The 14379-nt window shown below is 64.7% G+C and carries 9 protein-coding genes and 2 tRNA genes; 1 reads left to right on the top strand and 10 read right to left on the bottom strand.

Annotated elements, in window-relative coordinates:
- Window positions 1-12 precede the first annotated feature (12 nt).
- The 5 genes from KTJ89_RS13175 to KTJ89_RS13155 all read right to left on the bottom strand — a co-directional run bounded on the left by KTJ89_RS13175 (window position 13) and on the right by KTJ89_RS13155 (window position 7423).
- A complete protein-coding gene (locus tag KTJ89_RS13175; RefSeq protein WP_259358033.1) occupies window positions 13-687 on the bottom strand; it encodes a metal-dependent transcriptional regulator in 675 nt (224 codons plus the stop codon).
- Window positions 688-697: 10 nt separating this feature from the next.
- Entirely contained in the window at window positions 698-2005 is a 1308-nt protein-coding gene (locus tag KTJ89_RS13170; protein WP_172173129.1) for a calcium:cation antiporter family protein, read from the bottom strand.
- Window positions 2006-2145: 140 nt separating this feature from the next.
- Window positions 2146-4707, bottom strand: coding sequence for an excinuclease ABC subunit UvrA (locus KTJ89_RS13165; RefSeq protein ID WP_259358032.1), 2562 nt, complete (start codon window positions 4705-4707; stop codon window positions 2146-2148).
- A gap of 145 nt (window positions 4708-4852) precedes the next feature.
- Entirely contained in the window at window positions 4853-6301 is a 1449-nt protein-coding gene (locus tag KTJ89_RS13160) for an MDR family MFS transporter (protein WP_172173512.1), read from the bottom strand.
- A gap of 249 nt (window positions 6302-6550) precedes the next feature.
- Window positions 6551-7423 carry an endo alpha-1,4 polygalactosaminidase gene (locus KTJ89_RS13155; protein WP_216657147.1) on the bottom strand — a complete coding sequence of 291 codons (873 nt, stop codon included), beginning with the start codon at window positions 7421-7423 and terminating at the stop codon, window positions 6551-6553.
- 188 nt (window positions 7424-7611) lie between these two features.
- Here KTJ89_RS13155 and KTJ89_RS13150 point away from each other — a divergent pair, with 188 nt between their 5' ends.
- Window positions 7612-8205 carry a CHAP domain-containing protein gene (locus tag KTJ89_RS13150; RefSeq protein WP_172173133.1) on the top strand — a complete coding sequence of 198 codons (594 nt, stop codon included), beginning with the start codon at window positions 7612-7614 and terminating at the stop codon, window positions 8203-8205.
- A gap of 82 nt (window positions 8206-8287) precedes the next feature.
- On the opposite strand, the gene KTJ89_RS13145 is transcribed toward KTJ89_RS13150, so the two are convergent.
- The 5 genes from KTJ89_RS13145 to gyrB form a co-directional block, all read right to left on the bottom strand.
- Window positions 8288-8360 (bottom strand) — tRNA-Ala (locus KTJ89_RS13145).
- A gap of 171 nt (window positions 8361-8531) precedes the next feature.
- Window positions 8532-8605, bottom strand: a tRNA-Ile gene (locus KTJ89_RS13140).
- 149 nt (window positions 8606-8754) lie between these two features.
- Entirely contained in the window at window positions 8755-9615 is an 861-nt protein-coding gene (locus KTJ89_RS13135; protein WP_229664213.1) for a DUF3566 domain-containing protein, read from the bottom strand.
- The gene (gene gyrA / locus KTJ89_RS13130) at window positions 9612-12179 is read right to left on the bottom strand and encodes a DNA gyrase subunit A (RefSeq protein ID WP_139467609.1); all 2568 of its coding nucleotides are present in this window, start codon (window positions 12177-12179) and stop codon (window positions 9612-9614) included. The genes KTJ89_RS13135 and gyrA overlap by 4 nt, the downstream gene beginning before the upstream one ends.
- 141 nt (window positions 12180-12320) lie before the next feature.
- Window positions 12321-14318, bottom strand: a complete 1998-nt coding sequence (gene gyrB / locus KTJ89_RS13125; RefSeq protein WP_172173135.1) for a DNA topoisomerase (ATP-hydrolyzing) subunit B — start codon at window positions 14316-14318, stop codon at window positions 12321-12323.
- Between the last annotated feature and the right edge of the window lie 61 nt (window positions 14319-14379).

Here is a 14379-nt window from a genome sequence, read left to right as displayed (position 1 = left end):
GCTCTGTCTGCCTCAGCCGACGCAGGGTGCGACGCGGATCGCGTCGGCGGCGTCGAGGGCGAGTTCGATGATCTCGTCGCCGACGCTGACCGCGATCGCCGAGGCGGCCGAGCTGATCGATCTCACCTGCAGCTTCGTGCCGATGACGATTCCACGATCGGTGAGGTAACGCAGCAGTTCAGGCGACCGGTCGGACACGCGCACGACCTCGACCTCGACGCCCGGGGCGGTCTCCTGCAGCCGCCGGCTCGGGAAATCGGCTGTGTGCCCGTCGGCATCGGGAATCGGATCGCCGTGCGGGTCACGCTGCGGGCTTCCCAACGCTGCGTTCATCCGTTCGAGCACGAGATCGGAGACGGCATGTTCGAGTCGATCCGCCTCGTCATGGACCTGATCCCAGGTCAGCCCCAGAGCCTCGACGAGGTAGGACTCGACGATGCGATGGCGTCTGACGATCTCGACGGCGATCTGCCGGCCCACATCGGTGAGCACGATCTGCCCGTAGGGTTCGTAGTCGATGTAGCCGTCGCGAGCGATCTTCTTGAGGTTCGCCGACACCGTCGAGGCGGTCACTCCCAGCTGTTCGGCCATCTCGGTGGTGGCGGGGCGACCGCCGGGCCATTCGTAGGCCTTCCAGATGAGGGTGACATAGTCCTCGACCATGCGAGTGACAGAGGGGCGCGGCATGATCGTCATTCTACGCGCGGGTACCGGTCGACTTCGGGTCGGCGGACATTGTGACGGGCGGTTCGCGCTCCGGATCGGCCGCCTCGGCGGGGTCTGCACCGTCGTCACTGCGCTGCGGTCTGCGGAACGGGGCAGCGAGCGTGGGGAGGATGTCACTGCGGTGGAGGATAAGGAAGACGATCGCCAGCACCGCTTGGATCGCGGAGAGAACATAGCGGCCGGAGGTGTCCGTGACGAAGAACTGCACCCCGAAGAGCGCGGCGAGTCCCAGCGCTGGTGCCCAGTGGAAGCGCAGGGCCAAGATGATCGCCACACCGAGGAGGGTCTGCGTGGCCGTGAGCGTGAACTCCTCGATCTGCCGCCCGTCCAGAGGCAGCCCGAGACCACCCCCACCCGCGAAATGCGCGATCGGCAGGGAGCCGACGAGCAGGCTCCATTGGTTGACCTTCGAGGCGATGAGTGTGCCGATGGCGGCCCCGCCCATGCCGCGCAGGGCGAACATTGCGGCGATGATGAACTCGGGGGCCTCCGAGGCCAGCGGGGCCAGCCACTGGACGAGGAAGTAGCTGTCGATGCCCAACGCCGAACCCGAGGCCACGAGCGCCTCGGCGAATGGTTCGGCAGACAGCAGGATGATCGCTGCCGAGACGACGAACATCGTCACCACCGTGATCCGACGGGCCTTCTGCGGCATGGCGACGATGAGAGCCGCGGCGCCGACGAACTCCTCTTCGTCATCGCCGGCGGCCTGCCCGGCCCGCCACAGATAAGCGACGAAGATGAGCACGAGGGCTGAGCCGAACCAGATGGGGATGCTGCCGAGCAGCGGAATGGCGAAGGCGATCACACCGAGGATGACGAGGAAGCCGATGTCCATCCGGCTGCCCGAGTCGATGTGCAGGGAATGCTGGAAGGGGGACTTCGTCCGCTTGGCCATGCGGCGGGCGACGAGGAGGGCGATGATGACGACGAGCGGCCACCCGAAGCCGAGCAGCAGTCGGTTCGATCCGGTCATATTCGCCGCCGCGAAGTGCAGGTAATCCGGATCCGTTCCGGAGCGGAACGCGTAGTAGAGGTCCACGGCGTATTCCGGGAGGACCGCGATGAGGGCGAGCAGGGCGATCGCGAGGGCACCCGAGATGTCCTTCTGCGCCGCCTCGGCGGCCCAAGCCAGGAGGAAGGCGGCCGCGACGATGGCGGCGCCGAACGCGAGGAGCTCGAGAACCGGGGCGAGTTCGATGCCGGTGATGCGCAGCACCACGGCGGGTGCGGCGATGACGAGGCAGATCGCGATACGGCGGATGATTGCGGTGGGCATATCTCAAGACTTCCCGCCGCGAATCGGGTGTGTCTACGCACAACTGAGACTTAGACGCCTCCAACAATTCCGGCAGGCCCCGGGATCCGCTTGCTTCTGGGGATCACACGGCCCGCTGAGATGAAGTCGTGTGCCTCAGATCACCGGAGTTCGGAGAGTGCCGCGGCGAGGTATTTCGCGGAGGGGCCCGCTCCGACGTCGACGATGTCGGCGGGGGTTCCGGTCGCCACGACCCGGCCGCCGTCGTCACCGGCGCCGGGACCGAGTTCGACGACGTGGTCGGCGACTGCCACGACGCGCATATCGAGTTCGACCATGACGACCGTGTTGCCGGCGTCGACGAGGGTCTGCAGGTGCGCGACGAGCCGGTCGGCATCCGCGCAGTGAAGTCCGGAGGTGGGTTCGTCGAGCACGTAGAGAGTGTCGCCGCGCTGGGAGCGCTGGAGCTCGCTGGCGAGTTTGACCCGCTGCGCCTCACCGCCGGAGAGCTCGGTGGCAGGTTGGCCGAGGCGCAGATAGCCGAGGCCGACGTCGATGAGTGCGGTCAGGGAGCGCATGATGTCGAATTCGCCGGTGAAGAAGTCGTGGGCTTCCTCGACGCTCATCCCCAGGATCTCGGCGATATTGCGTCCGCGCCACAGGATCTCCAGGGTGCTCGACTGGAAGCGGGTGCCGTGGCAGTCGGGACACTCGGTGTAGACCGAGGGCAGGAACAGCAGCTCGACCATGACCGATCCTTCACCCTCGCAGGTGGGGCACCGTCCGCCGGCGACGTTGAAGGAGAAGCGACCGGGCTTGTAACCGCGCTCTCTGGCCTCAGGCGTCTCGGCGAAGCGGCGACGCACATGGTCGAACAGGCCCGTATAGGTGGCGACGTTGGACCGGGGCGTGCGGCCGATGGGCCTCTGATCGATGCTCACCACCCGTCGGACCCCGGTGAGTTCCCCGGTGACGGTGCCCTCAAGCTCCTCGGGTTCGTCGGTGAGCAGGAGCTCGTCATCATCGGACGCGGGTTCATCAGCAGTCGTAGAGGTGCCCAGCCGGTCGCCGACGATGGCCGGGAGCACCTGGCTGACGAGGCTGGACTTGCCCGAACCCGATACTCCGGTCACGGCGGTCAGCGAGCCCAGCGGCAGATCGAGGCTGAAGTCGTGGAGATTGTTGCGGCGGATGTTCTCAAGGTGCATCCAGCCTCGCGGCTGCCGGGGTTCGTGGGGTTCGAGTCCACGTCCACCGAAGACATAGCCCCTGGTCACGGATTCGTCGATCTCGGCAAGTCCGGCCGTAGGTCCGCTGTAGAGGACGTCTCCGCCGCGTTCGCCGGCGCCGGGTCCGATGTCGACGAGCCAGTCGGCATGGCGCATGATGTCCACGGAGTGTTCGACGACGAAGAGGCTGTTCCCGCGGTCCTTCAACCCGTCGAGGATACCCAGCAGGGCATCCACGTCCTGCGGGTGAAGGCCGGCGGAGGGTTCGTCGAGCACGTAGACGACGCCGAAGAGGTCCGAGGTCAGCTGAGTGGCCAATCGCAACCGCTGCAGCTCACCTCCGGACAGCGTCGGTGTGGTCCGATCGAGTGAGAGGTACCCGAGACCGAGATCGACGATCGGCCGGAGCCGATCGATGAGACCCTCGCCGAGGCGGACGAATGCGGCGAGCTTGTCCGCCGCCGGGTGGTCGTCTGCCTCCGCAGCCACCTTCGCCGAGGCGACCTCATCGCGGAGGACGGACATGAGTTCATGCAGCGGCAGCGCGGAGAATTCCGCGATGTCGAGACCGGCGATCGTCACCGACAGAGCGTCGGGTCTGAGTTTCTTTCCGTGGCACACGGGGCAGGGACCGGCACTGAGGAATTCGGCGACGCGCCGTTTCATCCCGGCACTCTTCGTGTTCGCAAACGTGTCGAGCACGTACTTCCGGGCTCCGACGAAGGTTCCCGAGTAGGTCGGTTCGGCGCCTGCTGCGATCGCTTCGCGCGCCTCGTCCAGCGTCAGCCGGGAGTGGACGGGAAGGTGCGGAGTCTCTTCCGTGTAGAGGATCCAATCGCGGTGTTCGCGCGGCAGGTCCTGCCAGGGGACATCGACGTCGTAGCCGAGAGCGACGAGCACATCGCGCAGCTGGTGGCCGTGCCAGGCCTTCGGCCAGGAAGCGATCGCGCGCTCCCGGATCGTCAGCGTCGGATCCGGGACCATCTTGTCCTCGGGCACCTCGTAGACGCGGCCGATTCCGTGGCATTCCGGGCAGGCACCTTCGACGGTGTTGGTCGAAAAATCCTCGGCCAACAGCATCGACTGCCCCTCCGGGTACCATCCCGCCCGTGAGTAGAGCATGCGCACGAGGCTGGACACCGTGGTGATGCTGCCGACGCTCGAGCGTGCGCTACGCCCGCCGCGCTGCTGTTGCAGGGCGACGGCCGGCGGCATTCCCGTGATCGAATCGACGTCGGGGACCCCTGCCTGATCGATGAGCCGGCGGGCATACGGTGCCACAGATTCGAGGTAACGGCGTTGGGACTCGGCAAAGAGGGTGCCGAAGGCCAGGGAGGATTTGCCCGATCCGGACACTCCGGTGAACACGACGAGCGCATCCCGGGGCACGGTGAGATCGACGTTGCGCAGATTGTGTTCCCTGGCCCCGCGGACCCGCACGTCCGGCTGGATCTCGGTCGAGGATGTCGGAGCCGAGGGCACAGAGGAGGTCATGAGGTCACCGTACCAAGGTCGGAACCTCCGATCACCGAGGTGGCCGACGACAGAACCCCTCGTTCCGGGAAATTCGGAACGAGGGGTTCGATGTGCCTCAGTCGGCCGCTGTCATGGGCCGACCTTTATTCGGCGGGGCCGACCGTCATTCGGCGGGGCTGGCCTCGGTCGGTTCGACCACCTCGGCGGGGTACTCTTCCTGGTCCTCCGGCTTGCGGATGAAGAACGCGAGGACGATCGGGACGATCGCGATGACCGTCGCCAACAGGAACGCGGCGTGACCGCCGGGGGCACCCGCCTCGGGGACGGACTTGCCCTCCGCCTGACCCGAGTGCAGGGCCGCGGAGTAGATCGAGATGAGCAGCGCGGTGCCGGCAGCTCCCGCGACCTGCTGCAGGGTGTTGAGCGCTGCCGAACCATGGGAGTACAGGTGGCGCTCCAGCGATCCCAGCGAGGCGGAGAACAGCGGGGTGAACGATGCGGCCAGGCCCAATGACATGACGATCTGGACGATGATGAGCAGCCAGATCGGCGTTCCCACGCCGGCCGTCGAATACGCGAACATCGAGGACGCGATCATGATCGTGCCGGGCACGAGGAGCGTCTTCGGTCCGCGGGCGTCGTAGATCCGACCCATCACCGGTCCGAGCAGACCCATGATCACCGAACCGGGCAGAAGTACGAGACCGGACTGGGTGGCACCGAGTCCGACGACGCTCTGCAGGTACAGCGGCAGCAGGGAGAACGTGCCGAACATGGACAGGGCGACGACGGCCATGATGATGACCGAGAAGACGTAGTTCCGCGAATTGAACACACGCAGGTCGAGTAGGGCGCGATCGCCCTTCTGCAGGACGAGCTGACGCCACACGAAGAGCGCGAGGAAGACGACTCCGCCGCCGATCGTCGCCCAGGCCAGGGTGCTCGTCGATCCGCCGCCCGCCTCACCGCCGTGGCCTCCGCCGAACTGGCTGAGGCCATAGACGATGCCGCCGAAGGCGAAGACGGACAGAACGATGGAGATGACATCGATCGGGGCGTGCGTCGACTCGCCGAGGTTGGTCATCCACTTCGCGCCGAGTGCCAGTGCGATGAGCGCGATGGGCAGGATGATGCCGAAGAGCCAGCGCCAGCCCAGCGAATCGAGGACGATGCCCGACATCGTCGGTCCGATGGCCGGGGCCAGCGAGATGACAAGGCCGACTCGACCCATCATCCGACCGCGCGAATGCGCCGGGACCACGTTCATCATCGTGGTCATCAGCAGGGGCATCATGATGCCGGTTCCTGCGGCTTGGACGATCCGTCCGATGAGGAGCAGCAGGAAGCCCTGCGAAACGAGGCAGATGAGCGTGCCCGCAGAGAACAGGATCATCGCGGCCAGGAAGATCTGGCGGGTGGTGAAACGCTGCAGGAGGAAACCGGTCGTCGGAATGACGACGGCCATGGTGAGCATGAAAGCGCTGGTCAGCCACTGGCCGAGCTCCGGAGGGATGTCGAGGGCCTTGTTGAGTTCGGGAATGGCGATGGCCATCGTCGTCTCATTGAGAATGGCCACGAAGGCAGCCACCAACAGCAGCCAGATGACCTTCATACCGGCGGGGTCGATGGTGTCGTTATGCTGTGTCTGCGCGTGTGCGGGTGAGCTGTCGCTGGACAAGACGGTGCTCCGTTCGGATGTGTCTGAGGGGCCCGGGATGTGGGCGGAGGTCGCACGCAGATGCCGAATCGACGCGCAGACGAAAGTGTCAACAGCATCTCAGACTAACGTATTCCCGAATACCTCCGACAGTGGGGAGAACCCGAAATCGCGGCGATCTTCGTCACTGCTCGCTCGGTCTCCTCAGCAGGTGTCGTATCGGTACCCATGATCGCCTGCGGCGACGAGATCGCGGTCGCGCAGGATCATCAGCGGCGGACGATCCGGGACGGTGCAGGCGGCGGCGAAGTCCAGCCCCGCCTCGGCGAGGGTGTCGGGATATTCGATGGCGAGGACACGATCGCCGTAGATCTCGGTGTACGCAGTGCATTCGTCGAAGGCGGCGCATTCCTCGGCCACGGCGAAGTCGAAGCCGAGCTGAGAATGCGCGGTGTCGGCGAGCTCGGCGGCGTTCTTCTGTGCGACCGACAGACCATGGGCGTGGGCACGGTCGACATACGCGGCCGCGAGTTCCAGGGCACCGGTTCGGTCGATGTCGGGGAATCGGTCGGCCGTGTCGAGATTGTCGATCTCCACGGCGTCGAATCCGGATTCGGCGCAGCCGTCGATGACGGGTCCGATGACATCGAGGATCTGGGATCGTCGGTCTGCGGTCGAGGGGTCGAGGATGTGTTCGTCAGGCCAATCCGGGTCGACGACCAGGTCACCGACGGCATCGTGGAGCAGCAGGTCAGCGTGGTCGCGCCAGTCCGCAGCTTCGTCAGGTTGGGTCTGGAAGCCGTTGACGTAGCAGACGGAGTAGGCCCCGGTCAGCGGCGCGGCACTCGCGTCGCGGACGACGATATCGATGCGGCCCCGCGAATCCGGCAGCGAGTCATAGGATCCGCCGAGCTGGTAGTCGAAGGTTCCTGACGTCGGCAGCGAGGGAGCTCCTGAGGTCGGCATCGTCGATGGCGGCGAAGCGTTCGCTGAACAGCCGCCCATTGCCACCGCAATGCCGATGGCGACCGCGGCCGCCATCCACCGCGGTGAAATCGGGCTCAGCAGAGGTCTCATGGAAACACTGCAGACGGAGGCGGCCGGCATCGATGTCGCGGCGGAGTTCACACTCTCTTCGATTCGACGTATCGGATGTTCACTTAAGCGCTGTTAACGTCGGCAGAGGAGACGACCCGTCACCGAGGCGGATCGTCTCCTGGAAAGTCACTACCAGTCACACAGTCAAGCGGAACGAACGGATGAGAATGACTCTGAAGAACGTCACCACGAAGACCATGACAGCTGCGATGATCGCCGGAGCCGCCGTGCTCGGCTCCAGTTCGATCGCCTCCGCCGCCCAGCCGGCGGCACCGCCCGCCGCTTCCGCGGGAGCCGCCTCCGCCGCAGCCGAGAACTCGGCTGCGGACTCCGGCACCGCCTCGGCGAGCCCGGAGGCGGAGAAGAAGTTCTCGAACATCGGAGACTTCCTCAAGCACTACAAGGGCCAGTCGCTGGCGAACTCGCAGGGCGGCTACCAGGGAGAATGCGTCAGCCTCATCTCCCGGGCCCTCGAAGAGGTCCACGGCGTCGACCACGGAGCGTGGGGCAACGCCGTCGACTATCAGGCAGGCGGCTCCGGCGGTGACAAGATGAAGGCGAACGGCTTCACCTGGCACACCGACCAGAAGTTCAAGAACGGCGACATCCTCGTCTGGGGAGACGGCGACAACACCACAGCCTACGGTCACATCGGCATCTACTACGAAGGCCAGGTGTGGCACCAGAACTTCAACGGCGACCGCAGCCTGCACACCTATGACGGCCTCATCGACGGCTACTTGGGCTACTGGCGCGCCTGATAGGTTTTCGCAATGACGAAGGCTCCGAACCACATTGGTTCGGAGCCTTCGTTCTACGAGTGCTGTCTCAAAACTACTCGAGTGGAGGTAAGGGGACTCGAACCCCTAACCCTCTGCTTGCAAAGCAGATGCGCTACCAATTGCGCCATACCCCCGAAACGGGTTCACACCCTCACACCGAGTCGGTGTGTTCGGACCATTCGGCTTGGGCACTCTGGTTCTGGTGCCGCCACCCGAAGAACACTCCCAGTCCCACTAACGTGAGACCGCTGAGAATCCATCTTCTCATGATCCTCCTCGAAAGGAAATCCTGTTGTGACAGGACGTGGGCCTACCTGGACTTGAACCAGGGACCTCTTCGTTATCAGCGAAGCGCTCTAACCGCCTGAGCTATAGGCCCTCATCGGGTGAACCCGAAGTAAAACAATACCCATCGACCGCAGCTAAACACAAATCGACGCCCAGTGACCCCTCTCACACCCTCCCAGAACTACCTGACGGCGGCCCAGCAACCTCGCGCGAGGTTGCTGGGCCGCCGTCAGGTAGCAATTAGTCGTCGGTGAGGGTGAGGCTGAATCCGCCGGCGATGAGGGAGCCGATGTTGTAGATGAAGGCCGCAAGCGTCGACAGCGCCGTCATCAGCACGATGTTGATGACCGCGATGATGAAGCCGGCCGCGACGACTCGGCCGAAGCCGAAGATGCCGACGATCCGCTCGGCCGACTCTGCGCCGGCGAGCTCGCTCATCGTCGATTCGAGGCCGCTCATCACACCGGTCGCCTGCAGCACGACCCACAGGACGATGAAGGCGACGATCGTGGCGATGCCGATCGCCACGGACATGAGGAACGACATCTTCATGACCGACCACGGGTCGACCGCGGAGACGGTGAGGCGGACGGTGCGGGGGCCCTTTTTCTTCTTGCCCTTCCCGCTGTCGACCATGTTCTTCACACCCATCTTCACGCTGCCGGAGCTCGCGCGGACGGTGTTCGCGGCATTTCCCATCACCGAGGTGGCGCCGCGGTTGCCGCCGCCCGATCCCTGGGAGCCCGATCCCTGTGAACCGGAAGTCGGTGCGCCGGATCCCTGCGAACCGGTCTGAGCACCCGATCCCTGAGATCCGGTGTGTGCCGACGGCGTCGAGCCCGCCGAGGGTGCCCGGTTGGGCTTCGGCGAGGCCTTCGGAGCGGGAGGTGCGACGACGGTGGCGTTCTGGCTGTTCGGTCCCGAAGAGCCGCGACCGGGGCCGGATCCCTGTTTCGCGCCGGTTCCCGACCCGGAGTTCGAGCCTGAACCGCTTGCCGCAGCCGACTTGTCGTCCGACTTCGACGATCCGGCCGTCAGACGGGTCGAGCCGCTCGACGTGCGTATGATCTTGCCTGAGCCTGGCTGTTTGCTATCGCTCACTCTTCCACATCCTCGTTGCCGGTCTGAGGCTCTGCGACCTCACCTTCCGGGACTTCGGCATCGTCTTCGCTTTCGATCTCGTCTTCGACCTCGGCTTCGGGCCCACGGGTCACTGCGATAATACGATCTTTCTTATCCGGTTTCGCGAACACCACACCCATGGTGTTGCGTCCCTTCGCCGGAACTTCATCGATGCTCGACCGAACGATCTTACCGCGCTCCATGACCACGAGGACCTCCTCACCGTCTTCGACGATGAGTCCGCCTACCAAGTCTCCGCGCTGTTCGGTGATCTTCGCAACCCGGATTCCCAGACCGCCGCGCCCCTGCAGACGGTACTCGTCGACCGGGGTGCGCTTGGCGAACCCGGCTTCCGTGACGACGAAGACGTAGGTGTCCGGCCGAACGACGTCCATCGTGAGCAGCTCGTCGTCGTCCTTGAACTTCATACCTGTGACGCCACCGGTGACTCGGCCCAGGGGACGGATCGACTCGTCATCGGCGGCGAAGCGGATCGACATGCCCTTGCGCGAGATCAGCAGCAGGTGATCCTCAGCACCGACGATGCGGGCCGAGACCAGCTCATCGGGCTGACCCTTGTATTCGCGCAGGTTTATGGCGATGACACCGCCGGTGCGGTTCGAGTCGTACTCGCTCAGGCGGGTCTTCTTCACCACACCGGAACGAGTGGCGAGGATGAGGAAGTCGGCTACTTCGTAGTCCCGGATCGACAGCACCTGTGCGATCGTCTCACCTGGTTGGAGGGCGAGCAGGTTCGCTACGTGTTGGCCCTTGGCGTCCCGTGAGCCTTCGGGCAGCTCATAGGCCTTCGCCCGGTACACGCGACCGGTGTTCGTGAAGAACAGCAGCCAGTTGTGGGTCGAGGTGACGAAGAACTGTTCGACGACGTCGTCGCCGCGCAGTGCCGCGCCCTTGATGCCCTTGCCGCCACGGTGCTGGGCCCGGTAGAGGTGAGTCTGGGTCCGCTTCGCGTAACCGCCGCGGGTGATCGTGACGACGACCTCTTCCTCGGGGATGAGGTCCTCCATGGACACATCACCGTCGAATCCGGCGAGGATCTTCGTCCGGCGATCGTCACCGTAGCGCTCGACGATCTCGTCGAGTTCCTCGGACACGATCTCACGCTGGCGAGCCGGGGTTGCCAGGATGTGGTTGTACTCGGCGATCTGCTGCTCGATCTTCTCGGCCTCTTCCTGGATCTTCAGTCGCTCCAGTGCGGCCAGTCGGCGCAGCTGCAGGTCGAGGATCGCATTGGCCTGGAGTTCGTCGACCTCGAGCAGCTCCATCAGTCCGCTCCGCGCCTCGTCCGAGGACGGGGAGCGGCGGATCAGGGCGATGACCTCGTCGAGGGCGTCGAGGGCCTTGAGGTAGCCGCGCAGGATATGCGCGCGTTCTTCGGCCTTGCGCAGACGGAACTGCGTGCGACGGACGATCACTTCGATCTGGTGCTTGACCCACAGACGCAGGAAGGAGTCGATGCTCAGCGTGCGCGGCACGCTGTCGACGAGGGCCAGCATGTTCGCGGAGAAGTTCTCCTGCAGCGACGTGTGCTTGTACAGGTTGTTGAGCACGACCTTGGCCACGGCATCGCGCTTGAGCACGATGACCAGGCGCTGACCGGTGCGGCCCGAGGACTCGTCGCGCAGGTCGGCGATGCCGGCGACCTTGCCGTCCTTGACGTAGGAGGCGATCTTCGCAGCCAGGGTGTCCGGGTTGACCATGTACGGCAACTGAGTGACGACGAGGCAGGTCCGGCCCTGGATCTCTTCGACCTCGACGACGGCGCGCTGGGTGATCGATCCGCGACCGGTGCGGTAGGTGTCCTCGATGCCCTTGCGACCGAGGACCGTCGCGCCCATCGGGAAGTCGGGTCCCTTGACGATGCCGAGGAGGGCCTCGAGCGCCTCTTCCTTGCTCGCCTCCGGGTGGGACAGCAGCCACTGTGCGCCCTGGGCGACCTCACGCAGGTTGTGGGGAGGAATGTTCGTGGCCATACCCACGGCGATGCCTGCCGAGCCGTTGACCAGCAGGTTCGGGAACCTGGAGGGCAGGACCATGGGTTCCTGGTTGCGGCCGTCGTAGTTGTCCTGGAAGTCGACGGTGCCTTCTTCGATGTCCCGGACCATCTCCATGGCCAGAGGCGCCATCTTGCACTCGGTATAACGCGGTGCGGCCGCTCCGTCGTCGCCCGGGGAGCCGAAGTTGCCCTGACCGGCCACGAGCGGGTAGCGCATCGTCCACGGCTGCACGAGGCGGACCATGGCATCGTAGATCGCCGTGTCACCGTGCGGATGGTACTGGCCCATCACGTCGCCGACGACGCGCGAGCACTTGGAGAAGTTGCGGTCGGGGCGATACCCGCCGTCGAACATCGCGTAGAGCACGCGGCGGTGGACGGGCTTGAGTCCGTCACGGACGTCGGGCAGGGCACGTCCGACGATCACGCTCATCGCGTAATCGAGGTACGACCTCTGCATCTCGAGGTTGAGATCAACCTGTTCGATCCGGTTGATTTCTGTTCCGATATCGTTCTCGTCGGCCAATGTGGGCTCTTCCCTTGTGTTCGAACCGTGTCCGGCTGGATCTCAGCCGTGTGCGGCGGCGATTGGTGCGTGCAAAGAATGGGGGCGGTGCATCCGGTCTCCCACCCTCACCGAGGCGGCTGCCCCGGTGAGGACGGACGATCAGATATCGAGGAAGCGGACGTCCTTCGCGTTCTCCTGGATGAAGCGGCGACGCGAATCCACGTCATCGCCCATGAGGACGGTGAAGATCTCGTCGGCAACGATCGCATCGTCGAGCGACACCTGCTTGAGCAGCCGGTGGTCGGGATCCATCGTCGTCTCCCACAGCTCCTCGTAGTTCATCTCGCCCAGACCCTTGTAGCGCTGGATCGCGAGATCCTTGGGCAGTCGCTTGCCGGCGGCCCGCCCGGTCTCGAGCAGTCCGTCGCGTTCCTTGTCGGTGTAGGCGAACTGGTGCGGGGCGTTCGACCACTTGATGCGATAGAGCGGCGGGGTGGCGAGGTAGACGTAGCCGTGCTCGATGAGCGGCTTCATGTACCGGAAGATCAGCGTCAGCAGCAGGGTCGTGATGTGCTGACCGTCGACATCGGCGTCGGCCATGAGGACGATCTTGTGATAGCGCAGCTTCTCGAGATCGAACTCCTCACCGATGCCGGTGCCGAAGGCCGTGATCATCGCCTGGACCTCGTTGTTGCCCAGCGCACGGTCGAGTCGAGCCTTTTCGACGTTGAGGATCTTTCCGCGTAGCGGCAGGATAGCCTGAGTGTTCGGATTGCGGCCCTGAGTCGCCGAGCCGCCGGCCGAGTCACCCTCGACGATGAAGACTTCAGAGATCGACGGGTCCTTCGACTGGCAGTCCTTGAGCTTGCCGGGCATACCCGAAGACTCGAGCAGTCCCTTGCGGCGAGTGGCCTCACGAGCCTTGCGAGCGGCCAAGCGGGCCTGGGAGGCCTGCAGCGCCTTGCGCACGACGTCCTTGGCCTGGGCCGGGTTCGACTCGAACCAGTGTCCGAGTTCGTCGCGGACCACGCGCTGGACGAAGCCCTTGACCTCGGAGTTGCCGAGCTTCGTCTTCGTCTGCCCCTCGAACTGGGGATCGCCGAGCTTGACGGAGATGACGGCCGTGAGACCCTCGCGGATGTCATCGCCGGTGAGGTTCGGGTCCTTGTCGCGCAGCAGCTTCTGGTCCTTCGCATACGCATTGACCAGCGAGGTCAGAGCCGTGCGGAAGCCCTCCTCGTGGGTGCCGCCCTCATGGGTGTTGATGACGTTGGCGTAGGTGTGGACGGACTCGTTGTACGACGTCGTCCACTGCATCGCGATCTCGAGCGCGAGAGTCTGTTCGCCCTCTTCGGCTTCGAAGACGATGACATCAGGGTGGACGAGATCGGCCTTCTTCGTCGAGTTGAGGTACTCGACATAGTCGAGCAGACCGTTCGCGTACTCGTAGGTGACGGTGCGCGGCTTCCACTCGGTCGCCTCGTCCTCGTCGATCTGGACATCGCCGTCATCGACTTCGTTGTGGCGCTCATCGGTGAGGCTGATCTTCAGGCCCTTGTTGAGGAAAGCCATCTGCTGGAAGCGCGCACGGAGGTACTCGTAGGAGAAGTCCGTGGTCTCGAAGATCGAGCCGTCCGGCCAGAAGGTCACGGTCGTGCCCGTCTCATCGGTGGTTTCGCCGCGCTGCAGTTCGCCGTTGGGCACACCACGGTCGAAGTCCATCGTCCACACGTAGCCGTCGCGCCTGACCTCGACCTCGAGTCGTTCGGACAATGCGTTGACGACGGTCGAACCCACACCGTGGAGACCGCCTGCCACGGCGTATCCGCCGCCGCCGAACTTACCGCCGGCGTGGAGGATCGTGAGGATCACCTCGACGGTCGGCTTGCCTTCCGTCGGGTGCATCGCCACCGGCATTCCACGGCCGTCATCGGCGACACGGACGCCTCCGTCGGCGAGGATGGTGACCTCGATATGATCGCAGTAGCCGGCCATCGCCTCGTCGACCGAGTTGTCGACGATCTCCTGAACGAGGTGGTGGAGACCACGTTCCGAGGTCGAACCGATGTACATGCCGGGCCGTTTCCGGACTGCCTCGAGACCCTCGAGAACAGTGATGTCGCCGGCATCATAATGAGGCTGATCCTCGGTCGTCATATGACTCCTTGTTCGGATGGTCGCTATCAGCTCCCCATTCTACCGCGCCGCACGCTGAAAT

Source organism: Brevibacterium sediminis (assembly GCF_024895295.1).
GTDB classification, from domain to species: Bacteria; Actinomycetota; Actinomycetes; order Actinomycetales; family Brevibacteriaceae; genus Brevibacterium; species Brevibacterium sediminis.
Note: the sequence above shows the minus strand (reverse complement) of the source record. Positions and strands in the feature narration are given on the sequence as shown.